This window comes from Kribbella deserti (genome assembly GCF_042434725.1).
In the GTDB taxonomy this organism is placed as follows: Bacteria; Actinomycetota; Actinomycetes; order Propionibacteriales; family Kribbellaceae; genus Kribbella; species Kribbella deserti.
Genome location: NZ_JBHLTC010000008.1, coordinates 1 through 25,742, shown reverse-complemented (window position 1 = coordinate 25,742; position 25,742 = coordinate 1). Strand labels below are relative to the sequence as shown.

20 protein-coding genes are annotated in these 25,742 nt (G+C 67.7%); 15 read left to right on the top strand and 5 right to left on the bottom strand.

Features of this window, described 5'->3' with window-relative positions:
- Positions 1-79: 79 nt before the first annotated feature.
- The 7 genes from ACFFGN_RS07330 (at position 80) to ACFFGN_RS07300 (ending at position 6,725) form a co-directional block, all read left to right on the top strand.
- The gene (locus ACFFGN_RS07330) at positions 80-478 is read left to right on the top strand and encodes a VOC family protein (RefSeq protein WP_380044572.1); all 399 of its coding nucleotides are present in this window, start codon (positions 80-82) and stop codon (positions 476-478) included.
- A 36-nt stretch (positions 479-514) separates the two neighbouring features.
- Entirely contained in the window at positions 515-856 is a 342-nt protein-coding gene (locus ACFFGN_RS07325) for a YciI family protein (protein WP_380044571.1), read from the top strand.
- A 43-nt stretch (positions 857-899) separates the two neighbouring features.
- Positions 900-2,102, top strand: a complete 1,203-nt coding sequence (locus ACFFGN_RS07320) for an RNA polymerase sigma factor (protein WP_380044570.1) — start codon at positions 900-902, stop codon at positions 2,100-2,102.
- A gap of 123 nt (positions 2,103-2,225) precedes the next feature.
- Positions 2,226-3,032, top strand: a complete 807-nt coding sequence (locus ACFFGN_RS07315) for an ABC transporter ATP-binding protein (RefSeq protein ID WP_380044569.1) — start codon at positions 2,226-2,228, stop codon at positions 3,030-3,032.
- 1 nt (position 3,033) lies between these two features.
- Entirely contained in the window at positions 3,034-4,392 is a 1,359-nt protein-coding gene (locus ACFFGN_RS07310; RefSeq protein ID WP_380044762.1) for an FtsX-like permease family protein, read from the top strand.
- Between the two features lie 106 nt (positions 4,393-4,498).
- On the top strand, positions 4,499-5,218 hold the full coding sequence (locus ACFFGN_RS07305) for an NUDIX hydrolase (protein ID WP_380044568.1): 720 nt from the start codon (positions 4,499-4,501) through the stop codon (positions 5,216-5,218).
- A 169-nt stretch (positions 5,219-5,387) separates the two neighbouring features.
- Positions 5,388-6,725: an amidohydrolase gene (locus ACFFGN_RS07300; protein WP_380044567.1), complete on the top strand. Its 1,338-nt coding sequence runs from the start codon at positions 5,388-5,390 to the stop codon at positions 6,723-6,725.
- A 53-nt stretch (positions 6,726-6,778) separates the two neighbouring features.
- On the opposite strand, the gene ACFFGN_RS07295 is transcribed toward ACFFGN_RS07300, so the two are convergent.
- Together ACFFGN_RS07295 and ACFFGN_RS07290 are read right to left on the bottom strand one after the other, a co-directional pair.
- The gene (locus ACFFGN_RS07295; RefSeq protein ID WP_380044566.1) at positions 6,779-8,836 is read right to left on the bottom strand and encodes a DUF1906 domain-containing protein; all 2,058 of its coding nucleotides are present in this window, start codon (positions 8,834-8,836) and stop codon (positions 6,779-6,781) included.
- 46 nt (positions 8,837-8,882) lie between these two features.
- On the bottom strand, positions 8,883-11,666 hold the full coding sequence (locus ACFFGN_RS07290) for a S8 family serine peptidase (protein ID WP_380044565.1): 2,784 nt from the start codon (positions 11,664-11,666) through the stop codon (positions 8,883-8,885).
- A 167-nt stretch (positions 11,667-11,833) separates the two neighbouring features.
- Here ACFFGN_RS07290 and ACFFGN_RS07285 point away from each other — a divergent pair, with 167 nt between their 5' ends.
- A complete protein-coding gene (locus ACFFGN_RS07285) occupies positions 11,834-12,166 on the top strand; it encodes a YciI family protein (protein ID WP_380044564.1) in 333 nt (110 codons plus the stop codon).
- A gap of 55 nt (positions 12,167-12,221) precedes the next feature.
- Here ACFFGN_RS07285 and ACFFGN_RS07280 read toward each other — a convergent pair whose 3' ends face one another.
- Complete coding sequence (locus ACFFGN_RS07280; RefSeq protein WP_380044563.1) at positions 12,222-13,910, bottom strand: glycoside hydrolase domain-containing protein; 1,689 nt, start codon at positions 13,908-13,910, stop codon at positions 12,222-12,224.
- Positions 13,911-14,316: 406 nt separating this feature from the next.
- On the opposite strand from ACFFGN_RS07280, the gene ACFFGN_RS07275 reads away from it, so the two are divergent.
- Positions 14,317-14,979, top strand: coding sequence for a hypothetical protein (locus ACFFGN_RS07275; RefSeq protein WP_380044562.1), 663 nt, complete (start codon positions 14,317-14,319; stop codon positions 14,977-14,979).
- Between the two features lie 10 nt (positions 14,980-14,989).
- On the opposite strand, the gene ACFFGN_RS07270 is transcribed toward ACFFGN_RS07275, so the two are convergent.
- On the bottom strand, positions 14,990-16,171 hold the full coding sequence (locus tag ACFFGN_RS07270; RefSeq protein ID WP_380044561.1) for an MFS transporter: 1,182 nt from the start codon (positions 16,169-16,171) through the stop codon (positions 14,990-14,992).
- A 60-nt stretch (positions 16,172-16,231) separates the two neighbouring features.
- Here ACFFGN_RS07270 and ACFFGN_RS07265 point away from each other — a divergent pair, with 60 nt between their 5' ends.
- The gene (locus tag ACFFGN_RS07265) at positions 16,232-17,182 is read left to right on the top strand and encodes an ArsR/SmtB family transcription factor (protein ID WP_380044560.1); all 951 of its coding nucleotides are present in this window, start codon (positions 16,232-16,234) and stop codon (positions 17,180-17,182) included.
- A gap of 645 nt (positions 17,183-17,827) precedes the next feature.
- Here ACFFGN_RS07265 and ACFFGN_RS07260 read toward each other — a convergent pair.
- A complete protein-coding gene (locus tag ACFFGN_RS07260) occupies positions 17,828-19,357 on the bottom strand; it encodes a glycoside hydrolase family 99 protein (protein WP_380044559.1) in 1,530 nt (509 codons plus the stop codon).
- Positions 19,358-19,649: 292 nt separating this feature from the next.
- Between ACFFGN_RS07260 and ACFFGN_RS07255 the strand changes: the two genes are divergently transcribed.
- Genes ACFFGN_RS07255 through ACFFGN_RS07235 form a run of 5 tightly spaced genes read left to right on the top strand, consistent with a single transcriptional unit; the run spans position 19,650 to position 25,688 of the window.
- Positions 19,650-20,921, top strand: a complete 1,272-nt coding sequence (locus tag ACFFGN_RS07255) for an ROK family transcriptional regulator (protein ID WP_380044558.1) — start codon at positions 19,650-19,652, stop codon at positions 20,919-20,921.
- On the top strand, positions 20,918-22,423 hold the full coding sequence (locus ACFFGN_RS07250) for a sugar ABC transporter ATP-binding protein (protein ID WP_380044557.1): 1,506 nt from the start codon (positions 20,918-20,920) through the stop codon (positions 22,421-22,423). The genes ACFFGN_RS07255 and ACFFGN_RS07250 overlap by 4 nt, the downstream gene beginning before the upstream one ends.
- On the top strand, positions 22,420-23,442 hold the full coding sequence (locus tag ACFFGN_RS07245) for an ABC transporter permease (protein ID WP_380044556.1): 1,023 nt from the start codon (positions 22,420-22,422) through the stop codon (positions 23,440-23,442). The genes ACFFGN_RS07250 and ACFFGN_RS07245 overlap by 4 nt, the downstream gene beginning before the upstream one ends.
- A gap of 39 nt (positions 23,443-23,481) precedes the next feature.
- Positions 23,482-24,525 carry a substrate-binding domain-containing protein gene (locus ACFFGN_RS07240; protein WP_380044555.1) on the top strand — a complete coding sequence of 348 codons (1,044 nt, stop codon included), beginning with the start codon at positions 23,482-23,484 and terminating at the stop codon, positions 24,523-24,525.
- Positions 24,525-25,688 carry a Gfo/Idh/MocA family protein gene (locus ACFFGN_RS07235; protein ID WP_380044554.1) on the top strand — a complete coding sequence of 388 codons (1,164 nt, stop codon included), beginning with the start codon at positions 24,525-24,527 and terminating at the stop codon, positions 25,686-25,688. Before ACFFGN_RS07240 ends, ACFFGN_RS07235 begins: the two co-directional genes overlap by 1 nt.
- Positions 25,689-25,742: the final 54 nt, after the last annotated feature.

The window sequence follows — 25,742 nt, the reverse complement described above, 5'->3', positions numbered from 1 at the left end:
ATTCCGGCTGCCTGTCGTATTCGGCTGCGCGCCGATCGTCTCCCTTACGACAGCAACCTCACTTCCACAGGAGACCGGCATGCAACCGACCCTGAATGTGCTCGACATCTGCGTGACCGACCTGGGCGCCGCGATCGACTTCTACCGGCTCCTCGGGCTGGAGTTCGTCCCGGATCCGCATATGCCGTCCGACCACGCCGGCTGCGATCTGCCCAACGGGCTGCACCTCATGCTCGACACCGACCAGGCGCGCACCAAGATCACCGCCGGGTGGTCGGCACCTTCGGCCGGGCGGACGTTCCTCGCGTTCCAGCTCGAGTCGCCCGCGGCCGTCGACGCCAAGTACGCCGAACTGGCCGCCGCTGGGGTTACCGAATTGCAAGAGCCATGGGATGCGCCCTGGGGCATGCGGTACGCGACCGTGGCGGATCCGTCCGGCAACGGCATCGATCTCTACGCGATTCTCCCCACCAGCTGATCCGACCGGCCAGACTGTCCACAGGAGGTGGAGCACGTGAAGTACGTCCTGATGTTCGCTGAGACCGAGGAATTCGCGAAGGAGCTGGCGGCGCTGAGCCAGCCTGAGCTCGAGCAGGCCTACGAACGAGTGAACCAGTGGTTCATCGATCACGCGGACAAACTCCGTAGCCACAGCAAACTCCAGCACCCGGGATCGGCGACAACCGTGCGGCTGGGCGGTCCCGAGCCGGTCACGACCGACGGCCCGTTCATGGAGGGCAAGGAGGTCATCACCGGCGTTGCCGAGATCGAGGTCGCCGATCTCGACGAGGCGCTACGCATGGTCAAGGCGTGGCCCGCCTGCCCAACGGTCGAAATCCGCCCGGTCCAGGGATAGCCGCGGCCACCACACCACGAGTCCCGATGACCACGACTCCGCGATGACCCCGAGTCCCGCCGCTGACGAGCTGGCCCGCGTCGTACGAGACCACGCGGGCCGCCTCGCGGCGTCGCTCGTCTCACTGCTCGGCGATTTCTCCGCGGCCGAGGATCTTGTCCAGGACGCGGTCGAGACGGCGCTTCGGCGCTGGCCCGTGGAGGGGATACCTGATCGGCCCGACGCGTGGCTCTTTACCGTGGCCCGCCGCCGGGGGCTCGACGTACTGCGGCGGCAGGAGAACTACCACGCCAAGCTCGCGCAATTGCAATGGCCGGTGGGTTCGGCGTCGGACGACCGGCTGCGGCTGATCTTCACCTGCTGTCACCCGGCGCTGGCGCGGGAGGTCCAGATCGCGTTGACCTTGCGCGTGGTGTGCGGCCTGACCACCGCGCAGATCGCCGCCGCCTTCGTCGTACCGGAGGCCACCGTGGCGCAGCGCATCACTCGCGCCAAACGGAAGATCGCGGACGCCGGAATCCCGTATCGCGTACCGCGGGATGACGAGCTCACCGAACGGCTCGGCGAGGTGCTCGCGGTCGTCTACCTGATGTTCAACGAGGGCTACCTGTCCAGTACGGGCGATCGGGCCCATTCACGCGATCTCGTCGACGACGCGGAGTGGCTCGCCGCGCTGCTGGCCGGGTTGTTGCCCAACCAGCCGGAGGTGGCTGGGCTGCTTGTGTTGATCCGGCTTCACCGCGCGCGTACTGCCGCCAGGTTCACCCCGGACGGGCGGCTCGTGCTGCTGCAGGACCAGGATCGCAGTACCTGGGACCACGCCGCCATAGCCGCTGCCACCGGACTACTGACTCGTACGGCGCGTCGCCATCGGAGCCCGGCGCCCTACCAACTGCAGGCCGCGATCGCTGCTTGCCATTGCGAGGCCGCGACCTGGCCCGACACGGACTGGGAGCAGATCCTCGTTCTCTACGACATGCTGCTTCATCTTCAGCCGAGCCCGGTCACTCAGTTGCACCGCGCAGTGGCGATTCGGTACGTCAAAGGCGTCCAGGCGGCACTAGCCGAGTTGGACGGCTTAGACGCGGCGCTGCGGCATTACCCGCTGTTTCACGCTATACGTGGCGAACTGCTCCGCACCGACGGCAGACCCGTAGAGGCGCGCGAGGCCGACCAGCGCGCGCTAGCGCTCACCAGCAACCCGGCGCAGGTCGAACTCCTCAATGACCGTCTGGCTGGTTACTGATGCCGTCGGCGCAGGGTGGTGCTGTGTCCACCATGGCGGTGGGGACAGGCCCATCGAGCTGGAGCGGCTGACTGCCTAGCGTCGGGGTATCGGCGCGCTGGGCGCTGGTAGGGAGGCTTCAGGATGACTACGACCACACCCCGCGCTGTCGTTCGTGACGACGGTCAACCGGCCGGAGCGGCAGTCGAAGCCGTCAGGCTCGTTAACGTTCGCAAGGTCTATGGAACGACCGCGAACCCCGTTGCAGCCCTAGACGGCGTAACGCTCGGTCTGCCCTCTGGCAGCTTTACCGCCGTGATGGGTCCGTCCGGCTCGGGCAAGAGCACGTTCCTGCAATGCGCCGCAGGGCTGGATCTGCCGACTACCGGCCGGGTGTACATCCAGGGGGAGGAACTGGCGGGGAACAGCGAGGCCGTCCTAACCAAGTTCCGTAGGCAGCGCGTCGGGTTCGTCTTCCAGCAGTTCAACCTCCTGCCGACGCTGACGGTCATGCAGAACGTCACGCTGCCGCTGCGCCTGGCAGGCCGCAAGATCGACCGACGCCGTTGCCGCGAGATACTCGGCCGAGTCGGTCTAGGCGACCGGCTGGACCATCGGCCCGCTGAACTGTCCGGAGGCCAGCAACAACGTGTGGCGATCGCCCGAGCGCTGGTGACCGATCCGCGCGTGGTCTTCGCCGACGAGCCCACTGGAGCCTTGGACTCGCGGAGCGCCCGGGAGGTGCTGGAACTACTTCGGGAATCCGTACAGGTTTACGACCAGACCGTGGTGATGGTGACGCATGACCCGGTCGCAGCGTCGTACGCCGACTCCGTGGTCTTCCTGGTGGATGGGCGACTTGCCGGTGGCTTGGACAACCCGACGGCCGACGCGGTCGCGGAACGGATGGCCCACCTCGGTGAGACCCACGACGTACAGGCCGGTGCTTGAGATGATCGGACTGGCGTTGCGTTCCCTGCGTTATCGCGCGAGTGCGTTCGCGGCGAGCTTTCTCGCGATGTGGCTCGGCGCGATCATCTTGATGACGTTCGCGTCGATGCTCGATACCGCCGCCGGGCCAGGGGTGGACGAGGTGAGCAAGCAGGCGTTGAGCTTGATGGCCACGATCGTTGGTGGCTGGGGCATGCTGATCGTGGTGTTCGCGGTGACGTCCACCTTGACGTTGTCGGTACGCCAGCGAGGCCGGGAGATGGCGTTGCTGAAAAGCATCGGCGCTACGCCTGGACAGGTCGGCTCGATGATCGTGGTCGAGGCAGGTCTGGTGGCGCTGGTCGCTGCCGCGCTGGCCATTCCGTTCGCGGCCGTGGGCGGGGCGCTCCTGCTGTCGGTCCTCAAGGACACTGGTCAGGTTGCGACTGGTATCGGCTACGGATTCGGCTCGATCGCCATCCAGATGGGCCTGGGCATCACCTTCGTCGCAGCCGTCGCCGCCGCGCTTTTGACCGCCCGCCGAGTGACCCGGATGCGAGCCCGCGACGCACTGGCGGACGCCTCGATGGAAACCTCAGGGATGGGCCGTGTCCGCCTCATCGCCGCCTGGGTCTTCCTGGGCGCGGGACTGAGCTGCGGCGTCGTCACTGCGACGGTGTTCAACGGCAAGGGCATCGACGCGATGGCCGTCGGGGGACAAGCAGCGATTCTGTCGTCGATCGGTCTCGCGTTGTTCGCGCCGGTGCTGCTGCGCTCGGTCACCGCGGTACTGGCGGCTCCGTTGCGTGGCGCCGGGGCGGCCGGCTATCTCACGGTGATCAACGTGCGCCGCCGCACGCAGCAGATGGCCGGCGCGCTGGTTCCGATCATCCTGTTCACCGGTATCGCGACCGGCACCCTCTATATGCAAGGCATCGAGAACTCCGCGATGCCGTCCGCAGGTACGTCGACCACCGCGGCGGACGCCAAGGCCATCGAAACGCTCAATTTCGTCGTGGTCGGCATGATCGCGTTGTTCGCCGCCATCATGCTGATCAACACGTTGATCGCGGCAACGACCTACCGGCGGCAGGAATTCGGCCAGCAACGGCTGATCGGCTCCACGCCGGGCCAGGTGCTGCGCATGGTCGGCTTCGAAGGCGCCGCGCTCGCCATCACCGGCGTGCTGTTCGGATCACTCGCGGCGGTGGTCGCGATCGTGCCGTACAGCCTCGCGCGAACCGGCACCGTCTTCCCCGAAATGGGCCTCGCCCTCTACCTAGGCATCGCCGGCACCGCCCTAGCCCTGACCATGGCCGCCAGCCTCACCACCGCCCGCCGCACCCTAACCACTCCCGCGGTAGAAGCCGCCTCCGCCTAGCCACCACATGGCCAAGTCGGTACGGCGGGCCGACTCTCGGCTGGTACGCCAGCCGGGCGTCCCGCCGGCTATGACCGCCAGAGACTCGGCCACTAGTCAGCCCGGCGTGCGCGCGTTCAAGAATGTCGGTGGCGGATGGCAGGGTTTCGCTATGGATATCGCAGTGGATCGGATCTACCGGCTCGTCGAAGGGATAAGGCCTTTCGACGAACTGGAGTCTGCGCATCGTTCAGAAGCCCTGCAATGGCTGACGAAAACGGCCGATGTGTTCCGGCGATCCAAACCCGCGACCCCGAGTCCTCACCTCGTCTCGTACGTCGTGCTGCTCGACCCAACCGACGGAAGCAGCCTGCTCGTTGATCACCTCAACGCGCGACGCTGGCTCCCGCCCGGCGGTCACGTGGAGCCCGGCGAAGATCCCGCGGACACCGCCCGCCGCGAGGCACAAGAAGAACTAGGCATCACCCCCCGCTTCGCGCGCGCGGATGCCTTCACCGATCCCGCGGCCGGTCGAGCGGGCGCTTCCAGGGGTCCCGGGGTCGAAGGGGCGGTTGCTGGGGGCGTCGGGAGATTGCGGGTGGTCGAATCCGCGCCCGTGCCCGCGTTCATCACCATCACGGAGACGGTCGGTATCGATCATGGCCATACCGATGTCAGCCTCTGGTATGTCCTGATCGGACAGCGCGGCATGCCGTTGACGCCCGACCCGGCGGAGTTCCGCGAGGCCCGATGGTGGACTCCGGCGGAGATCGACGCCACCGACGCGACGTTGTTCGACCCGCACTATCAGCGCTTCATCGCGAAACTGAATCAGCCAAGGAGGTGAAGCACCGGCCGACGCCGTCCGTCCTGCGCCATCAGCGTGCTCGTTCACTCCTGGTGCCAGCTGCGGTAGCGCTTGCGGACGATGGGACCGTCGACCTCGATCGTATGCGTTCGCGAAGCCATCTTCCACTCTAGACTTGCCCGCTCAGGGGGTCCGGGCGAGGAGGGTTATGCGGCAACTGGTGGTGCGGAACTGCGCTGTGCTGGTGGTACCGGAGGTGGGCGAGTGTTCGATCGAACCGGCTCGCGATATCTGGATCGACGACGGCGTGATCACCGCCATCAAACCGACCAGCCCGGTTGTTGCCGAGGGCATCAAGGTGGTAGAGGGGTGTGGACTGCTGGCGGTGCCGGGGCTGACCAACTCGCATACGCACAGCCCGATGGTGTTGATGCGTGGTGCCGCGGAGGACTTGCCGCTGGATCGCTGGTTCAACGAGCGGATCTGGCCGATGGAAGTGAATCTGACGCCGGAGCTCGTCCGGGTTGGAGCCCGGCTGGCGTGCGCCGAGATGCTCCTGGGTGGCGTGACCACCTTCGTGGACCACTATTTTCACTCCGATCAGATCGCGTTCGCGGCGGCGGAGACGGGGATTCGGGCTGACCTCGCGCCCACGTTCTTCTCCTCGAACGGGCCGGACGAGCGGGAGGCGGCGTACGACGCGGCCCGGGGGATTGGCGAGCTCGGGCTGGACCGGGTGACGGCGAGTCTCGGACCGCACGCGCCGTACACGGTCACCGGTAAAGATCTGGAGCGGACCGCGGAGGTGGCTCGCGCCGAGGGATTCCGGATCCACCTGCATGCGGCCGAAACGATGGACCAGACCACTTCGTCGCAAGCGCGGTTCGGGGTGACGCCGGTCGAGGTGCTGGAACGTACGGGTGTGCTCGACGCGGGCTCGTTGATCGCGCACGGGTGCGGCATTCTCCCGGGCGATCTGGCGATTCTCGAGCGGTATGCCGATCGGACGGCCGTCGCGTCCTGTCCGAAGGTCTACCTGAAGATGGCCATCGGTTCGACGACGCCGTTCCGCGGACTGCGTGAGGCTGGTATTGCCGTGGGCGCGGGGACGGACGGCGCCGCGGTGCACAACACGCTTGACGTGTGGGAGGCCTTGCGGCTGATCGGACTGGTGGAGAAGCAAAACGAGCGGGACGCCACTTGGATGACCGTCTCGGACGTGCTCCGGATGGCGACGCGCGGCGGTGCGGCGGCTGCCGGGCTTGGCGCGAAAGCCGGAGCGCTGGAAGCCGGAAGGCTGGCCGACATCGCCCTGGTCGATTTGAACCAGCCGCACGTGCAGCCGGTTCACGACCCGCGAGCCGCCTTGGTCTACTCCACCCGGGCGAGCGACGTGGTCACCGTAATAGTCGACGGCGATGTAGTCGTGCACGAACGACGGCTGATCCGCCTAGACCTCGCCGACATCGTTTGCCAGGCTCGAGAGGTCGCGCCGCGACTCGTGGACTTCTCCCAGGGCGGATCAGTCCAGACCTACCAGCCGTAAATCGCCGAGGGACCTGCCGCAGCCCACGCTGCAGCAGGTCCCTCGGGAGCTAGCTATGTGACCTTGAAGGTTCGCATCGGGCTAGTGGTGGTCAGGTGATCTACGTCGCCGGGCTTGGCGACGCGGTAGGCGTAGGTGCCGCGGACGGTTGGCTTGATGGTGAACATGTAGGTGCTCTTGGTGGTGAGCTTGCCGACCGTCACGTGGTTCCACTTGCCGCCGACCCAGCGCTGTAGGTAGACGGCCTGACCGGGATGAGCCGGGCTGACGCTGCCGTACAGCAGCAACGCGCTGCCGAGCGGCATGGTCGTTTTCGTCACGCTGGCAGTGACAACCGGCCGAACCCCGACGGCGATGCTGGCGCTGCGCGAGCCGAGGGTGTCGGCGGAACCGTTCGGGCCCCACTGGTAGTCCTGGCTCCAGACCGGCTTGTGCACGTACGAGGCGACGCCACTCGCGTTGGTGGTTGTCGTCTTGATCAGCTGCCAGGCGGTTGTGCCCTTCTGCCGCCGGTACAGGTTGAGCGGTACGCCGGCCAGCGCGGCGCCGGTGTCGATCCGGGTCGCCCGGCCGGTGATCGTGGTGGCGCCGCCCATGGTGAGGGAGGCGGGCGAGATCGCGATGGTCGTGCGGGTGCCGACGAGCCTGGTGTCCGCGGGCGGGCCGACCTTGCCCGACTTGTCCTTGACCCACGAGCGGAAGGTGTACGTCGTGCCGCTGGACAGGCCGGTCACGGTCGCGGACGTTCCGGTTCCGGCGTACACCGCGGTGCCGTTGGCCGGGGTCGCCGGCGGCGTGGTACCGGTGTTGCGGCGAACGATCACCTGGCCGAGATCGCCCGCGGGCGGAGCGGTCCACCGAAGCGTGGCCTGGGTATAGCCGCCGGTCGCGTCGAATCCACGAACCGCAGCAGGCGGCACGGTGAGATCGACGAAGTTGCTGTCGATGTTCACCGTCGCGCCACCGTGCGTCTCGTCATGACTGTCGCGGTACTGGTGGACGCGCTCGTGATTCACCCACTGGCCGGGGTCGAGCCAGGTGCCGGCCTCGACGTCGGCCTTGCCGTTGTACCAGGCGAACCAGAGGCTGTCCGGACGCGTGTAGCGGGCGTCGTTGTAGCCCCACTTCAGGTCCGCGCCGCCCGTGCCGATGCTCGTGTAGACGCCGGCGAGGTAGCCGCGGGTGTTGAGCTCATTGGTCCAGCCGCTCACGTACGACAAGACGGCGGCCCGGCAGGCGATGGTCGTGGTGTACGACTCGATGTCGGAGTAGATCGTGCTGCGCGGGCCGATGCCGAGCGCGCCGGCGGCCTGTGCGGCACCGACGGCCGCGGCTCGGCCTTCGGCGCGGGCGGTGGCCGGGTCGTAGGACATCCGGCTGGAGTAGTTCGAGCAGGGCGCCTGCTTGCCGACGTCGAGCGGTAGGAACTTCCACCCGTTCGCAGCGTTGGCCTGGACCCAGCTCGGGGTCAGGTTCGGCTGGGCGCACAACCGCCGGGCGCCGCTGATGTAGATACCAACGGCTTCGAACGGACGTGGCGCAGCCGAGCGCCAGGCATCCATCGTGGCCTGAGACGGCGCGGTACAAGCGTCAAACGCCTGGCCCTTGAGGGTTCCTGGCGTCACAAGCGAAGCAGCCGCGGCCGTGGAGGACGCGGTGCGGGCCGTTGTGGTTGTGGCTTTGCGGCCAGAGGCGAGGGTACCGGTGGCGAGCACGTTGCGAACGGTTTGTTCCAGGGCCGGGCTGTGGAAGGCCGTGACGAGGACACCCGCTTCCTTGACCTCGACCTGGATGTCGCCATCCTTGGCGATCGAGCCGGCGGCCGGGCTGTCGAGCGGCGCGATCACCAGACCCGCGGCGCGATCCGCGGCAGCGTCGGCCGGACAGTTGGGCTGCGCCGTACTACGGCCGAGGTAAACGGCCGGCCGATCGAACCGCACGCAGGCGGTTGGGTCCTTCGCGAGGTCGATGACAGGCCAGGCGGCCGGAACCGTCACCTGGTAGCCGGAATAGGAGACGAGTTTGCCGGCCGGCGTCGCGCCGGTGGCGGGGCTGGTGCCAACGGTCAAGGTGAGACCGGCGACGGTCAGCGCCGTAAGGATGGATCGCATCGGTTCGTGCACACTCCCTGGTGGCGGTCAGGTGGTACTGCTGAGATCAGGTGACTTTGAAGGTCCGCATCGGACTGGTTGTGGTCAGGTGGTCGACGTCACCGGGTTTCGCCACGCGATAGGCATAGGTGCCCCGGACGGTCGGCTTGATCGTGAACATGTACGTACTCGAGCTGGTCGTCTTCACAGCGGTCACGTGGTTCCACTTGCCGCCGATCCAGCGCTGCAGGTAAACGGGCTGACCCGGATGCGCGGGCGTGACACTGCCATAGACCAGGACCGATCCACCGAGCGCGAAGGTGTTCTTCGAGACGTTGGCCGTCACGACCGGCCGGACTCCGACGGCGGCAATCGCGCTGCGGGCGCCGAGCAGGTCCGTCGAACCGTTGTAGGCCCATTGGTAGTCCTGCCCCCACACCGGCTTGTGCGGGTACGACACGACTCCGGCGCTCGTCGTCTTCTGGGTGGTGACCGTCTGCCAGGCCGTCGCGCCCTTCTGCTTGCGGTACAACGTCAACGAGGCCCCTGCCACGCCGACCCCGTTGTCCGCGCGCACGAGCTTGCCGCTGATCGTGGTGGATCCGCCGTAAGTGAGGGTCGCCGGCGAAACGCCGATGGTTGCCTTTGTCCCGAACAGCCGGGTGTCGACCGGTGTGCTGAGCACGCCCGCGCGGTCCTTCACCCAGGCGCGGAAGGTGTACGTCGTGCCGGCGGTCAGACCGCTGACGGCGACGCTTGAGCCGGTCCCGTTGTAGACAGCCGTGCCGGTGGCCGGGGAAGCCGGCGGCGTGGTCCCAACCTCGCGGCGGACGATGACCTGGCCGAGATCGCCAAGCGTCGGCACGGTCCACTTCACGCTGGCCGTTCCGTAGCCGCCGGTCGCGTCAAAGCCTCCGACTGCCGGCGGAGCCAGATTCACCGTCTGGAAAGTGGTCGAGTATCCCTCGGTGAAGGTCTCGCCGTCCGTATCGCGCACGCCGTTCACCACCAGGCGGTACGGCGTCCCGTCCTGGAGCGGGTTGGCCGGCGTGAGGGTGGCCGTGCGGGTGGTCTCGTCGTAGGCCACGGTGGCGGGAACCGACGCGTAGCTGCGGTTCTGGATCAGCCGGACCGTGGTGGCGCCAACCGACGCCGGGTCGATCTCGCGCTGGAACCGCACGAACGGCTTGGCCGCGAGCGCGACGCCGCCGGCGAAGTCGGCCGGGCCAAGATCCCGAACCCACTCCTGCTCGTCCAGCAATGCAGGACCACCGGTCGCATCGGTGAGCGTCAGTGTGTACGCGCGGCTGACCGCTGCACCGCTGAGGTTTTTGACCGCGATGTAGTTGCGGCCGGCCTCGAGCGGAACGGTCAAGGTCAGATCGTCCCCGGTGAACTCGGCCGAAACGCCGTTGATTCGTTTGAGGTCTGGTCCGTAGACGCCGAAGGCGGCGCGCAGGTTCTGCTCCCCTTCGAGTGGCGGTGCGTCGAGCTGGATCCGGACCGACTTCGCCTCGTCGACATCGAACCGGTACCAGTCGGTGTCACCCTCGATCGCGATCGTGCCGGTGGTGGAGCCAGGCGCGGTCACCGCGGTGGCGCGATCGGGAACCTCGTTGCCATCCGGTGAGGCGGTGCCGAAATCGCCGCCCAAGGTGCCGCCGAGCGCGGCATACGCGTCGACGATGCCGAAGCCGTAGTACGGATCGATGCCCCGCGGTCCGGCGTCACGGGCAGTCGACTTGAGCCGGCCGATCAGCTGCGCGGGCGTGAGCGAGGGGTAGCGCGTCCGCAGCAGCGCGGCCACCCCGGCCACCAGCGGCGCGGAGTACGACGTACCGCTGCTGATGCCGTAGCCCGACGGGAAGAGGGCGCGCGGGGAGAGCGACACGATGCTCGTACCTGGTGCGGCGATGTCGACCCAGCTGCCCCAGGTGCTGAAGTCGGCGAGTTTGCCGGTTATGTCGGTGGCGCCGACGCCGAGCACCTCGGGATAGGCACCGGGATACTCGATCTGGCCGCTGCCGGAGTTGCCCACGGCGGCGACCACGAGCACGCCCTTGCTGGTGGCGCGCTGGATCGCCGCGTGCAGTGCAGGGTTTCCGGCGGTGCCACTGAAGGACAGGTTGGCGATGGTGGCGCCGTGCGCGACGGCCCAGTCGAGGCCGCGAATGATGTCGCTGTCGCGGGAGTGGCCTTTGGGATTGAACGTCACCTTGACCGGCATGACCCGGCCGTTCCACACCACTCCGGCGACGCCGAGCGCGTTGTTGGTCTTGGCGGCGGCCACGCCCGCGATGAACGTGCCGTGCCCGTTCTCGTCGTTCGTGCTGCCGCCGTCGACCGAGTTGTAGCCGGGCACGAGCCGCCCGGCCAGCTCGGGATGGCCCGAGTCCACGCCGCTGTCCAGGACGGCGATGATCTGTTTGGTGGCGTCGCGGTTCAGGGACCACGCCGATGGCAGGCGCACGAGATCCAGGTAGGTCTGGCTGCCGCCCTTGTAGAAGGGGTCGTCAGGCGCGACGGTGGGTTGGCGGATGTAGTCCAGCGCGGCCACGTCGACCGACGGGTCTTTGCGCAGCGTCGCCAGGGCGGCCTCGGCCCGGCCGCTCACCTTCACCTCGACGAAACCGCCGGGCAGGTTCCCGGTCACCCGGGCCGCGTTGCGCCGCAGCGTCTGCTCGCGAGCCTCCGCGCCCGCGCGGAACTTCACCAGCACGGTGTCAGGCGCGAACGCCTGTCCGGGCGCGGGCTGGGCGAACGGTAGCTGTGCGGGCACAGGCAGTGGCGGCGCGGCGACGGCCGGCGTCGCGGGTGGTACCAGCACGGCGGCGAGCAGGGCTGCCGGCAAGGAAAGACGGAAGAACACAGGACCCCCCCAGGGTCGAAGTGACAACAGGGCGGAGTATGTCAGAGCCCGGGGACAAAAAGGTTCGGCCGAAATGTCAGTTCGTGCAATCCCGTTCCGACGTCCCCCGTGAACGCGCCCGGATGGGGCGTGAGACGAGGAGAACCACGATGAAGTATCTGCTGCTGATCGGCGCGGGCCCCGACTCCCCGGCCGAGGTCTCGCCCGAGGCGATCGCGGAGGCCACGGTCTGGGTCGAAGAGATGCAGGCACGCGGTGTCCGGCTCGTCGGTGATCGGCTCCGGCCGGCCGAGGAAGCGGTCACGGTCACCGTGCGCGGCGGCAAGGTGGTGACGACGGATGGGCCGTTCGCGGAGGCCAAGGAGCAGATGGGCGGCTTCGATCTGCTGGAGTGCCGTGACCTCGAGGAGGCCATCGAGGTCGCTTCCAAGCACCCAGCCGCCAAAGACGGCTACGTAGAACTCCGCCAACTCTGGGGCTGACAGCCAGCTAGAAGGCCCGCTACCCCCGCTAGGCGGTAGTGGGCCTTCAAGCTACTTAGGCCGGGCTGAAGTACCAGCGCTGGCAGGAACCACCATGGAACGGCCAGAGGATTACGTCAGCGCCGCGGCTGGCAGAACAGCCCGCCACGTCTAGCGACGTACCACTGGCACTGTTGATCACCTTGTACGCTCCACCCGCGAGCGGCTCGATCAGCCACGTCTCGCACGGGGTGTTGGTCTCAGTCCACAAGGTCACCGGAGTGACGTCTGCCGTGGCACAGCCCTGCGTAGTGAGCGGCTTGCCCGTGTGGCCGTCGTAGATCTTGAAAACGTTGGGGCTGCCCGTAGAAGTAACGTGCCACTTCTGGCAGGGACTGCCGGCGATGCGGTCCCACATCCGTACGTCGGCGCCGTCCTGGCTCTGGCAGTCGGTCACGTCCAGGTCGAAGCCGCCGACCTCCGCCTTGATCCGGTAGATGCCGTCACTCATCGGTGGCGGGGGAGTAGGTGTGCCCACGTCGACGAAGTTGCTGTCGATGTTGATGGTCACGCCGCCCCACGTTTCGTTGTGGTCGCCGCGGTACTGATGCAGCCGCTGGTGGTTCACCCATAGGCCTGCCGGGATGTAGCGGCCGCCGTCGGTGTTGGCCAGGCCGTTCCACCAAGCGAACCAGATGTGGTCCGGCGGCGTGTACCGCGAATCACCCACCCCGGAGGACAGGTCGACGCCGCCCGAGCCTGCGCTGGTGTAGACGCCACCGAGGAAGCCGCGGGCGTTGAGTTCCTGAGTCCAGCCGCTCACGTACGACAGCACAGCGGCCTTGCAACTCGCGTTGGACGGGTAGTTCTCGATATCGGAGTAGATGGCGCTACCGCCGCCGAAGCCGAGGTTGATCGCCGACTGCGCCGAAGCCGCCGCCGCGTCCCGGCCCTGCTGCCGCGCCGTCGCGGGGTCACTCGACATCTTGGTGGCGTAGGTCGTACAGGGCGCCTGACGGCCGACATCGATCAGGATGAACTGCCAGCCGTTCGAGTAGTTGGCCGCCACCCACGAGGGTGTGAGGTTGGCCTGGCCGCAGGCCCGGACGCTACCGCTGATGTAGATGCCGACGGCCTTGAACGGCGAACTGCGCCAGGCGTTCATCGCCCCGAGCGAGGGCGCCGTACAAGCGTCGAAAGCCTCGCCGAGAAGGTTGCCCGGGGCAACGATAGGCGCGGCGGCGGTTCGTACGGGCGCGGGCCTGACCAACTCCACGCGGCTGCCGCCGGACGCGAGCTTGGCCTTGCCGAGAACGTCGCGAACGACTTTCTCCTGTTCCGGCGCGTGCACCGCGGTGACGAGTACACCCGCGTCCTCGACGGCCACCTTGATCTCGCCGCCGACCGATTTCGCGGAGTGTTGAACGGCCTGGCCTGCGGCGGTTTCGGCCGTGTCGGCTGTCACCGTGGCCTGCCGGTCGAGGGCCTCGATGTGCAGGCCGGCAGTTCGGCCGACGAGGTGGGCGGGGCAATTGGGCTGTTCGCCGACATGGCCGAGATAGACCGCGGGCCGGTCGAAGCGAACACAGGCGGACGGGTCCTTGGCCAGGTCCACGATCTGCCAGCCGGCCGGGACGGCGACCTGGTAGCCGTGGTACTTCACGATCTGCTCGGCGGCTGCTCCCTGCGCAGGCGTCAACCCGGTAGCCAGACCGGCCACGGTGGCGATCACGGCGGTGAGCCCGAGTGGTCTCGAACGTCTCATCAAGGTCCTCCCTGGGGGCGGCGGGCCGCTGGCGACCCGGAACCCTCAGTACAACGATGCACACCGCGCCGGGCAATCCTTTCGAGCGTGGCCGCAGGTTCACGCTTGGTAATGCTTCCGCAGAACCGCGCACTCGGTGCCGACCGCCGAGGTGCGGGCGCGGCCGGGCCCTCCCGCTTTCGACGCGCGGTCACAGGTTGTGACGTCCCAGCGAACGTTTGACCTAGTTTCCGGTGTCAGCACCCGCGTGGGTCTTGACGCTGGGTGATCCGAGACCTCAAATCCTGTTGCTGTACGCAAGATCTTGGTTGCCTTTGGTCACCGGTCCACCCCAGGTCTTTGCCTGACTTCGTTGACGTGGCAACATCCCGGCACGGGGGAGTTGCCGACGTTGGGGGACGGGACCATGGCGAAGACCAGACGCGCGAGCCATCGCAGCGGGAACGAACGGCCCAGGTGGATCCCGGGCGCGCTCGCCGCCGACGATGCCGACGTGCCGATGGCCGACGAGACCGACCCGAACAGGGAACCCGGTAGGGGCGGTCAGGACGAGAATGCGGGGGACAGTGGTGCGGACGTGACCGAGGGCCAGTACGGCCTCACGATGCCCGTGCGCGTTGACGAGATCGCCGTGGCCGCGATGGCCCTTTCGGACGGTTTACGCGCGGCAACGGAACAGCTGCCGGAATCCGCCGAAGCCCGCCGATTCCGCCGCCGCCTCGACGACGTGGCCCGCGCCTGCCGCGAGATGGCCGGCGAACTCGAGTCCACCGCGGGTGAACTCGTACGCGTGGTGGCGAACGCCGAGCGCACCTGCGAAGTCGCGTGGGGCATCTGCCCGGAGCATGGCGTCACGCTCGTCGTGTATGGCCACGTGTCTCGCTGCCGCATCATCGGCTGCTACCGCGAGGCGGGGGTGCCGGATCGCTGCACCCAGTCGGTGGAGTACCGCGTCATCGATGCCGCCGGCCCAGCCCTGCATACTTGCACCGGCCACGCCATCGCCTGCCGAACGCTCCTGCCCGGCGCCGTCATCACCCTCACCACGGACACCCTCGAACTCCTTTGATCTAACGGATCTACGCGGCCGCCGGAACGGCCACGGCCACGCGAGTCAGCGGGCGGGTCAGGGCGATCGACACCAGCAGGGACAACGCGGCGAACGCGACGATGACCGGGCGCGGTGATGCGAGGTCCGCCACGGCACCGGCCAGTACGGCGCACACGCCGAAGGTGGTCATGCGCAGGGCCGACTCCAGGCCGAGTACCTGCCCTCGCAGCTCGAACGGCGTGACCGCGACGAGCAACTCCTGCTGGGACAAGGACGCGGAATAGCCGATACACGCGATGGCGACCAGCACCGCGAGTACGCCCATGGGGAGCTCCGCCACGAACCCGAGGAACGGCACGGCAAGAAGCATCCGGAGATGAACGCTGGCCTTCCGCCGCATGGCAGGGCTGAGGAAGCGGCCGGTCACCAGGTCGCCGAACATCATGCCCGCGGCGGCCGCGGCCAACAGCAGACCGGCCGCGGCACCGGCGTACGGCACGAACAGCGCCTCGCATCCGACGATGAGACCGTTCGGCAGACACAGCGCGAGCAGCAACGGGCGAGTGGCGGGCTCGGCCAGCAGTCTGCGGTTGCCTCGCCAGGTTTCGCGCGGACTCGTTGCCGCCGCCCGTCGTGGCGCCCGGTCCTGCAGGCCGAAACGCAGGATGGGCAACGTGAGCGCCGAGCAGATCGCAGCCAGCCAGAACACCTGAGCCGGGTCAAACACCTGGAGCAGCAGACCAGCGCCGCCGAAGCCCGCGATCTGCATTGCGCCGACCGAGAGGTTCATCGTCGACCGGCCGAGGACGAACTGGTCTCGGTGGACCACCTCGTTCAGCAGACCCCACCGCACGCCGGACGCGATCGACAGCCCGTACGCGACCGCCAGGGTGAGCAGCAACCGCGTCATGGCATGCAGATCAAACGCGGCCTGGACCACGACGGCGACAGTGGAAACAGCTGCCAGGACAACGAGAATCCGCCGCGGCCTCGCGGTGTCGGCGGCGGACATCAGCGTCGACGCGCCAACAACCTGCACCAGCGACGGGCCGAACATGATCAAGGCCGACAGCAAGGCTGAGCCCGTGTCGGCGTTGACCACGATGGCAAGCGTGAGACTGGTCATCGTCGCGGACACATTGCCCAGAGCACTGCTGAGCCACAGCGTCCGAAACTCGCGCTGGCGGAAGATCTCGCGATAGGTGCTCATGGTGGATCACCCTCACCTGGCCCAGCGCGATCGCCTACAGTTTCGGATGGAGGCGAAACAATGTCCGAGTTCATCGTCGATGCCGATGTGCTGGCGAACGCGCGGTTCGGCACGTCTCAGCTCACGGAGACGGTCTCGGCCCTGAAGATGCTCAGAGAGCCGGCGCAGCCGTGGTACCGCCCTTGGCGCGACGCACACCTGGCCGCGTTCACCGCCCAACTGGACGCCCAGCCGGTGTGGAAGGCCCTGGTCGACAGCGCCTTCGGCAATCGATGGACCGCCGATTTCCTGACCGTTCCACCGCTCGCGCCGGACCTGGACATCGAGGACGAGCTAGGCCCGCTCAGCGCCCTGCCGGACGACCGGATCCGCGCGGACCTGGCCGTCGTACGGTCGCCGCTCCCGCCCGTACTCGCCAACGGCAGCGGCCTGGCGCTACACGTTGCCGACCTGCTCCGCTGGGTCTGGACGACCACTGTCGAAGCGGAATGGCCGCGCCGCCATCGCGTGCTCCAGGCCGACATCGTCTCCAGAACCTCTCGCCTCAGCGAGCAAGGCTGGTCCGGCGTACTGCGCGGTCTCGGGCCGGATGTGCGCTGGCTCGGCAACGGCCGCATGCAGGTGAACCGGTCGAACTTTCCACCAACGGACATCCGCGGCCGCGACCTCATGTTCATCGCTGCGCACAGCCGCGGCGTCAACGTCAGCTGGCGCCTTCCGGACCGCTACGCCCTCAGCTATCCCGTCACCGGCATCTTCGCCACGGCCCAGCCACTCGCCGAACCCCTGGTCCGCCTCCTGGGCCGCAACCGAGCACGCATCCTGGTCGAGTCCGCAGCCCCCATCAGTACGACGGCCCTCGTAGCCGCCACCGGCCTACCGCTAGCCACCGTGGCGGACCACCTCCGCGTCCTATCCGGCGCCGGCCTGCTCCAACGCCGACGCTCCGGCCGCCAGGTCCTCTACTGGCAAACCCCCACCGGCCAAGCCGTCACCACCTCAGTCACCTGAACTCCTGATCGGCCGACACCGGCTGATGGCGGCCGGACGGGAAGCCGCGATCGGTGCGCGATACGCGAGGGCCCCGACGCGCGAGCTGTACGCGATGCGCTGCGACGATCTGCGAGACGCTGGCGCGACGGCCCGGGGTTTGCCCTGAGAGTGGCTGGCCACGGGGAAGGTGGGTTACCACCCCGGAATCCCAGGTGGTAACCCACGCTCCGAATGGCCAGCCACTGCCCGGGGCCCGCTCAACCGGCGCAACGGCCTCCGACGGCAACACGCGATCGCCACCCGGGTTTCAGGGCAGCCCGCTGCCGGGTTTTCGCGCGCCTACCGGGCTTCGGCATCCCCGCTGCCGAGTTGTTGCACCGCTACCCGGTTGCAACCAGGTAGTCGTACGAAAAGTCGGCAGCCGACCTCGGACCACCCGCACGCCACCAACCACCCGGCGCAAGTACGGCAAACCCGGCGCACTGCACACCGCAAACCCTGACGCGCATCGCACGAACCCCGGCGCAGGGCGCGCGGCGAGTCCTCACGCGAAGCATGCGGGACCACCCGAAAACCCGGCCAGACCTCACCCGTCCCCCTGATAGCAACCGACCTGACAATTCGAAAGACTCAGGGGGACGGGTGCCCAGCAAATCCCCAGGGCTAACTGATGCGACAGGAGACCAGCTGATCATTCGCATTGGGAACAAGCGTCGTGAAGTTAGGCGTATCGCCCGTCCGGTTCCACGACTGCCCGGTGAAGTTGTCACCCGCATAGATCGTGACATTCCACCCCGGCGGAATCCTCACCGACGAAGCCCACAACGACGGAACCCCAGCCGCCGCCAGTTGCGCCGCCGTGTACTGCCCCCGCCCCAACGGCTGCCCCGCGGAGCCCAGATAATCCACATGCTGGTAGAACACAACGCCACCTCCACCCTGACCTGGCATCGGCGAGGTAGGCCGGTTAGGCGTCACCCCGATCTGCCCCTTGAACATGCGCCCACCATCGGCGGTGAGACGCAGGTAGTAGTCCGATGAGCAGGGGGTGCCGTCCTCGTCCAGAGCCCGAATGCCTGAACCATTCGGGATCCAGGCCGAGGACTCGGCGGTCTTGGCGATCTGGTTGCCCTCGTTGTATTCGTCGAACATCGAGATGTACATGCCCTGCACGCCGATCCGCGTGAGGTTATAGAACTGCCGCCACATCAGATCACCGTGCCGGCGATGCCCGGACTGCAGATCACCCGGAATCACGCACGGCTGGTAGTCGATGCCATGGGCGTTGCAGTCGGCCTGGTCCTGCTGATTCACGTTGTTGTAGTAGTGATCCGCGCCCGCGACGTCGCTGATCCGGCCGACCATCCACGGCGAGAGCATGTTGAACGCGTGGTACACGTCGAGGTAGCCGGCGCGCGAGTCCTCGACGCCGCGGCGCCAATGCGTCGGCACACCGCCGATGACGTACAGGCCCTGGCTCTTGAACCAGTTCACGACGTCCAGGCAGACCGAGGCGGGCCAGGTTTTGTTGGGTTCGTTGAAGCCGAAACCCCAGATGCAGATGACGGGTTTGCCGTTTTGCCGTGCGTAGGCAGGGGATTCGGTCATCACCCGCATCTTGTTGATCCAGTCGGCCTTCATCTCCGTCTGCATGTTCGCCCAGTCGGTGGCGTCGTACATGATGTAGAACTTCCGGCCGTACTGCTCGGCGGCCTGGCGAACCTTGACGGCCATCTGGTCGCGGGTCGGGCCTTCGCCGCCCGTCGGGTTGAACCGTTGCAGGGCGGCGGTATCGCAGCCGTACTGCTGCATCCACTGGAAGTGCAGGTTGACGGTCTGCTGGTCGTACGACGAGAAGAGCCTTGCGGGCTGTCCGTTTCCGAGGTTCGAGTACGCCGTTTGGTAGGTGCTGGTGTATTCGCGAACGTCCGGCCAGCTGGCGATCGCGTTGTTGCTCGGCGAGGGCGGTTGGCCCCAGTTGTGGCTCCAGTGCCACCAGCCGTTGATCGGGGCGCCATCACCAGCGCAGGCGAACCAGCCCTGGTAGCCAACGGTGATCTTGCCGACCACGTCGCCGGGCGGGCTGGCGGTTGAGCCGGTGCCGGTGGCCCATGCAGGTGAGGTCGAGAGCGCGGTGATGCCGGTGCCGGCCGCCGCGCTGAGGGCGAGGAAGTTCCTCCGGGATAGATCCATTGCAGTCTCCAAAACTGGGGGCGGGTAGAGCTGCGGGAGATACAAACGGTTGCTTGGTCTCGCAAGCAACGTGCACAAAGACGCAAAAACCTGATTGATGAGCGAGCTTCGGACCTGAAGACGCACGTTGTCAATGCCTGAGCGAGCGGTTGCAGGCGGCGCAACTGCAATCTTGCGGAGCTGGAAAGAAACTTCCTCGCAACATCTTGACGCTTCTGCCACCGCTCTTTAGTTTGTTGGCCCAACAGACAAAGTCTGTGATGCCCATCACAGACTGAGGTGAGGAGGCGCCGTGAGCCTGTCTGACGGCCAACGATCGACCGGTGTCGTCGCCCCCGCCGATCACGTCTCCCTCCGGCGTCACAACCTCGCGGTGGTGTTGCGCCACATCCGCGACGCGGGCCCCCGGTCCCGGGCGCGGATCGCCGCTGACACCGGGCTGAACAAGGCCACCGTGAGCAGCCTCGTCGCCGAACTGGTCGACCGCGGGCTGCTCCGCGAAGCCGAGTCCGAGCGTGGTGCCGTCGGCCGGCCAGGGCAGCTGGTCGAACTCGACGGCCGCCGGGTCTGCGGCGTCGGCGCCGAGCTCAACGTCGAGTACCTCGCGGTCACCGCGCTGGATCTCACCGGCGAGGTGATCATCGAGAGCCGGATCCCCTTCGACGCGGCGCATCTCGGCGCGGACGCCACCTTCGACCGGCTGGCAGGCTTGATCGAGCAGGCGGTAGCCGCGATCGGCCTTCGCGGCGGTCAGACCGTCGGCGTCACACTCGCCGTACCGGGTCTGGTGCAGAGCGCGGCCGGCATCCTGGCCCTCGCGCCCAACCTGGGCTGGGAATCGGTCGACATCGTGCGCGCCATGACCGAGCGCCTGCAGGAGCCGACCTACCACGTGAGCGTCGACAACGAGGCGAACCTGGGCGCGCTGGCGGCGTACGCCGAGTTCGCGGCGGCTGATCCCGCCGCGGTCCGGGATCTTGTACTGCTCACGGGCGCCGTCGGTGTCGGTGGTGGCGTTGTCGCGGGCGGGCAGTTGCAGCGCGGCGGGCACGGCTTCAGCGGCGAGGTCGGCCACTTGCCGGTCGCGCCGGCCGGCGGTCGTTGCGGCTGCGGACGGACCGGCTGCTGGGAGACCGTGGTCGGTCTCACGGCCCTGCTGGACAAGGCGACCGATCCCGACGACCCCGTTCGCGATGTGTCGCTCGACGTCGAGCAGCGGCTGGCCGAGATCACCCGCCGGGCCGAGGCCGGTGACGAGCGCACGCTGGCCGCGCTGGCGGACGTTGGTACCTGGCTCGGCCTGGGTGGCGCGATCGTGGTCAACATTCTCAACCCGGACGTGCTCGTGCTCGGCGGCTACTTCGGCGCGCTCGGGCCCTGGCTGACCGCACCGCTGGAGGAGGCGATCCGTGACCGCGTGATCGCGCCGGACGGCGGCGGCTGCCGGGTGGTCTGCTCCGGGCTCGGCTTCACCGCCGCGGTTCGTGGCGGCGCGCAGATCTCCCTGGACTCGGTCTTCGACGACCCGACCCAGGTCCCCACTCAGGTTGGAGCATCGGCATGAGTTCGGAACTTCTCCGGATGACCGGCATCGTCAAGCAGTTCCCGGGTGTGCGGGCCCTCGACGGCGTTGATCTCGACGTGCGCAGCGGCGAGGTGCACTGCCTGCTCGGCCAGAACGGCGCAGGCAAGTCGACCTTGATCCGCGTGCTCTCCGGCGCGCACCAGCCGGACCAGGGCACTATCGTTGTCGACGGCAACGAAGCGTCCTTCGGCTCACCGGCCGACGCGATGAAGCTCGGTATCGCCACCATCTACCAGGAACTCGACCTGGTGCAGGATCTCACCGTCGCCGAGAACGTCTTTCTCGGCCACGAGCCGGCCCGCTTCGGTTTCACCAACCGCACGGAGATCGTCGGCCGGACGCGGGAGTTGCTGCGCGGCCTCGGCCACGGGGAGATCCCGCCGGGCCGCCGCGTCGGCGCGCTACCGGCCGCGGGCCAGCAGGTGGTCAGCATGGCCCGGGCGCTTTCCCGGGACGCGCGGCTGATCATCATGGATGAGCCGTCCGCGGTGCTCGACTCCGAGGAGGTCGCGAACCTCTTCCGGGTGATCCGGGGCCTGACCGAACGAGGTGTCGCCGTCGTCTACATCTCGCACCGGCTCGAGGAGATCCGCGAGATCGGCGACCGGGTGACCGTGCTCAAGGACGGCGCCACCGTCGCGACCGGTCTGCCGGCCAAGGAGACTCCGACGACCGAGCTGATCCGGTTGATGACCGGCCGCTCCATCGAGTACGTCTTCCCACCTCGCCGCGCGATTCCGCCGGACGCCGAGGTGGTGCTGAAGGTCGAAGGCCTGTCCCGGCCGAGAGAGTTCGAGAACATCGGGTTCGAGGTCCGCGCCGGGGAGGTGCTCGGGCTGGCCGGTCTGGTCGGCTCGGGCCGTTCCGAAATCCTCGAGACCCTGTACGGCGCCAGGCGCGCCGCCACCGGCGAGGTGTACGTGGACGGCCGTCGGCTCCGCCCGGGCCAGGTTGCAGCCGCCGTCCGGGCGGGTATCGGCCTCGCACCGGAGGAACGCAAGAGCCAGGCCCTGCTGCTGGACGAATCCGTCTATCGCAACATCACCGTGTCGAGCCTGGCCCGGTTCGCCACGACCGGCTTTCTCAACCGGCGGGCCGAGCGGGACGCCGCCGAGGAGCTGACCACGGCCCTCGACGTACGGCCTGCCGGCGTCGATCGACCGGTCCGCAACCTGTCCGGCGGTAACCAGCAAAAAGTGGTGCTCGCGCGCTGGCTGTTGCGCGACTGCCGGGTGCTACTGCTCGACGAACCTACCCGGGGTGTCGACGTCGGCGCCCGGGCCGAGATCTACGCGCTCGTACGGCGTCTCGCCGAGAGCGGTGTCGCGGTCGTGCTGGTGTCCAGCGAGGTGGAGGAGGTGCTCGGTCTGGCCGACCGGGTGGTGGTGCTGAGGGAGGGGCGGGCCGTGTTCAGCGGACCCGCGGACGAAATCGACGAGCACCGGGTGCTCGACCTGGTGATGGAAGGGAGCGTCGTGTGACCAGTGAGGGAGTCGCGCGGCCAGAACCGGCGGTAGTTGGCGGTAGCAACTACTTCCAGAAGGCCATGAACAGCGGTGGCGCGCGCAGCCTCGGTCTGGTGATCGCGCTGATCCTGCTTTGTGTGGTCGGCATGATCACCGCGGGGGACCGGTTCGCGAGTACGGCCAACGTCCTGACGATCCTGCGGCTCGCAGCCGTCATCGGCGTGGTCAGCATCGGTATGACGTTCGTGATCACCGGTGGCGGTATCGACCTGTCCGTGGGCGCGATGCTGGCACTCGCCTCGGTCTGGGCGACCACCTTGGCCACTCAGCAGATGGCGAGGGACTACCACTGGATCTTGATGGTCTCGACCGCCTTGCTGGTCGGTGCCGCCTGTGGCCTGATCAACGGGCTGCTGATCGCGTACGGGCGGGTGGTGCCGTTCATCGCCACGCTCGCGATGCTGGCCGGTGCCCGAGGTCTGGCCGAGATCATCGCCGGGCGGATGACGCAGACCGTCAAGGTGCCCGGATTCGTCGACTTCTTCGGCGGTTCGTTCCTCGGCCTGCCGACGATCGTGTGGATGTTCGCGCTAGTGGCGGTCGCTGGCTGGGTGCTGCTCAACCGGACCACCTTCGGCCGTCGTACGTTCGCCGTCGGTGGCAACGCCGAGGCGGCGCGGTTGGCCGGTATCAAGGTGCAGCGGCACACGGTGGCGCTCTACGTGCTGGCCGGGCTGTGCTGTGGCATCGCCGCGGTGATGCTGATGGCCCGGACCACCACGGGCAGTTCCACCCACGGCACGCTCTACGAACTCGACGCCATCGCCGCGGTGGTGATCGGCGGCACGCTGCTGTCCGGTGGCCGCGGCACCATTTTCGGCACGGTGCTCGGCGTGATGATCTTCACCACGCTGAGCAACGTCTTCACGCTGAACAACCTGTCGATCTCGGCGCAGTCGGTGGCGAAGGGCGTGATCATCGTGATCGCGGTTCTGCTGCAGCAACGGTTCGCCACCCGCGCCACAAGTTCCTGAAATCCCCTGTAGACAGTACGAAGTCCGAGGAGGACGAAGATGTCCGCAAGAAGGCTGCTATCCGCCACAGCCGTTGTCGGGATCAGCGCGCTGCTGGTGACGGCCTGTACCAGCAACACACCCGAGGCTGAGCCGAGTGCCCCGGGCGCCACCAACCAGGCTCAAGCCGGTGCGAACGACCAGCCGGGTAAGAAGGTCAAGATCGGGTTCTCCGCGCCGGCCGCGGACCACGGCTGGATGGGCGCGATCACGGCCGCCGCGAAGAAGGAGGCCGGCAAGCACTCCGACGTCGAGCTGGTGGTTGCCGAAGGCACCAATGACGTGAACCTGCAGATCAGCCAGGTGGAGACCTTCATCAACGACAAGGTCGACGCGATCGTGTTGCTGCCGTTCGACGGCGCGGCGCTGACGGCGGTCGCGACCAAGGCGATGGAGGCGGGCATCACCGTCGTCAACGTGGACCGCGAGTTCAACAGCCCGTTCGCGGCGCGTTCGACCGTGCTCGGTGACAACTACGGTATGGGCCGTTCGGCAGGCACCTTCGTCTGCAAGCAGCTCGACGGCAAGAAGGACGCGGTGGTCGCCGAGATCGCGGGGATCGACTCGCTGCCGCTGACCCAAGACCGCAGCAAGGGCTTCAAGGAGGCACTCGCGGACTGCGGGCTGAAGGTCAACAACCGGGTCGCGGCCGAGTTCACGGTCGAGTCCGGCGAGAAGGCCGCCGCGAATCTGCTCCAAGCCGCGCCGAAGATCGACGCGATCTGGAACCACGACGACGACCAGGGTGTCGGCGTGATGGCCGCCATCAAGAACTCCGGCCGCAAGGAGTTCTTCGTCGTCGGTGGCGCCGGTTCGGCGAACGTCATGCGCGAGATCAAGGCCGGCAACGGCCTGATCAAGGCGACGGTCATCTACCCGTCGACCCAGGGCGCCGACGGTATCCGGCTGGCCCGGCTGATCGTGCAGAAGAAGGCCCTTGGTGACCTGGTCGAGGTCGAGGTGCCGCGAACGATCCAGCTGTACGCGCCGGTGGTGACGTCGGAGAACGTCGACCAGTACCTGCCGACCGCCTTCGAGTCCTGATGACGACTCTCGGCGTGGGGCTGATCGGGTATGCGTTCATGGGTGCGGCGCATTCCCAGGCCTGGCGGAGCGCACCCCGCTTCTTCGACCTGCCGCTGAACCCGGCGATGTCGGTGCTGTGCGGACGGGACAAGAACGCGGTCGAACAGGCCGCGGGCAAACTCGGCTGGGACAGTGTCGAAACCGATTGGCGCGAGGTGCTGACCCGGGACGACGTGCAGATCGTGGACGTCTGCACACCCGGCGACACCCACGCCGAGATCGCGATCGCGGCTCTCGAAGCCGGCAAACACGTGCTGTGCGAGAAGCCCTTGGCGAACACGGTGGCCGAGGCGGAAGTGATGGCCGCGGCCGCCGCGAAGGCCTCCGCCCAGGGCGTACGGTCGATGGTCGGCTTCACGTACCGCCGGGTGCCGGCGATCGCGCTGGCCCGGCAGCTGGTTGCCGAGGGCAAGCTCGGCACCATCCGGCACGTGCGGGCGCAGTACCTGCAGGACTGGATCGTCGACCCGGAGGCGCCGCTGTCGTGGCGGCTGCAGAAGGAGCGGGCGGGCTCCGGAGCACTGGGTGACATCGGCGCGCACATCGTCGACCTGGCGCAGTACATCACCGGCGACCGGATCAGGCAGGTCAGCGGTCAGTTGGAGACATTCGTCAAGGAACGGCCGATCCCGACCGAGCACAGCGGTCTCGCCGGTACGGCGGGTACCGAGCGTGGTCCGGTCACGGTGGACGACGCCGCGATCTTCCTGGCCCGGTTCGGCAGTGGCGCGCTCGGCGTGTTCGAGGCGACGCGGTTCGCGACCGGCCGGAAGAACGCGATCCGGATCGAGATCAACGGCAGCGAGGGCAGTCTGGCCTTCGACTTCGAGGACATGAACCTGCTGCACTACTACGACGCAGGTGACTCCAGCCAGCTTGCCGGCTTCCGCCGGATCCTGGCGACCGAAGCCGAGCACCCGTACGTCGCGGCGTGGTGGCCGCCGGGTCACCTGCTCGGTTACGAGCACGGGTTCACCCATCAGGTGGTCGATCTCGTGACCGCGATCGCGGAGAACCGTGACCCACTGCCCTCCTTCGCCGACGGCCTGCAGGTCCAACGTGTGCTGGCCGCCGTCGAGGAGAGTTCGGCGACCCGACAATGGCAGGAGATCGCGCTATGACGGACTACACCCCTCGCAAGGAAGACAAGTTCTCGTTCGGCCTGTGGACGGTCG

Excerpts from the sequence above, each read along its gene's own strand:
- ACFFGN_RS07330 (WP_380044572.1), top strand. The coding sequence starts at position 80 with ATGCAACCGACCCTGAATGTGCTCGACATCTGCGTGACCGACCTGGGC.
- ACFFGN_RS07320 (WP_380044570.1), top strand. The coding sequence starts at position 900 with ATGACCCCGAGTCCCGCCGCTGACGAGCTGGCCCGCGTCGTACGAGAC.
- ACFFGN_RS07315 (WP_380044569.1), top strand. The coding sequence starts at position 2,226 with ATGACTACGACCACACCCCGCGCTGTCGTTCGTGACGACGGTCAACCG.
- ACFFGN_RS07310 (WP_380044762.1), top strand. The coding sequence starts at position 3,034 with ATGATCGGACTGGCGTTGCGTTCCCTGCGTTATCGCGCGAGTGCGTTC.
- ACFFGN_RS07300 (WP_380044567.1), top strand. The coding sequence starts at position 5,388 with ATGCGGCAACTGGTGGTGCGGAACTGCGCTGTGCTGGTGGTACCGGAG.
- ACFFGN_RS07295 (WP_380044566.1), bottom strand. The coding sequence starts at position 8,836 with ATGCGATCCATCCTTACGGCGCTGACCGTCGCCGGTCTCACCTTGACC.
- ACFFGN_RS07285 (WP_380044564.1), top strand. The coding sequence starts at position 11,834 with ATGAAGTATCTGCTGCTGATCGGCGCGGGCCCCGACTCCCCGGCCGAG.
- ACFFGN_RS07280 (WP_380044563.1), bottom strand. The coding sequence starts at position 13,910 with ATGAGACGTTCGAGACCACTCGGGCTCACCGCCGTGATCGCCACCGTG.
- ACFFGN_RS07275 (WP_380044562.1), top strand. The coding sequence starts at position 14,317 with ATGGCGAAGACCAGACGCGCGAGCCATCGCAGCGGGAACGAACGGCCC.
- ACFFGN_RS07270 (WP_380044561.1), bottom strand. The coding sequence starts at position 16,171 with ATGAGCACCTATCGCGAGATCTTCCGCCAGCGCGAGTTTCGGACGCTG.
- ACFFGN_RS07265 (WP_380044560.1), top strand. The coding sequence starts at position 16,232 with ATGTCCGAGTTCATCGTCGATGCCGATGTGCTGGCGAACGCGCGGTTC.
- ACFFGN_RS07260 (WP_380044559.1), bottom strand. The coding sequence starts at position 19,357 with ATGGATCTATCCCGGAGGAACTTCCTCGCCCTCAGCGCGGCGGCCGGC.
- ACFFGN_RS07250 (WP_380044557.1), top strand. The coding sequence starts at position 20,918 with ATGAGTTCGGAACTTCTCCGGATGACCGGCATCGTCAAGCAGTTCCCG.
- ACFFGN_RS07240 (WP_380044555.1), top strand. The coding sequence starts at position 23,482 with ATGTCCGCAAGAAGGCTGCTATCCGCCACAGCCGTTGTCGGGATCAGC.
- ACFFGN_RS07235 (WP_380044554.1), top strand. The coding sequence starts at position 24,525 with ATGACGACTCTCGGCGTGGGGCTGATCGGGTATGCGTTCATGGGTGCG.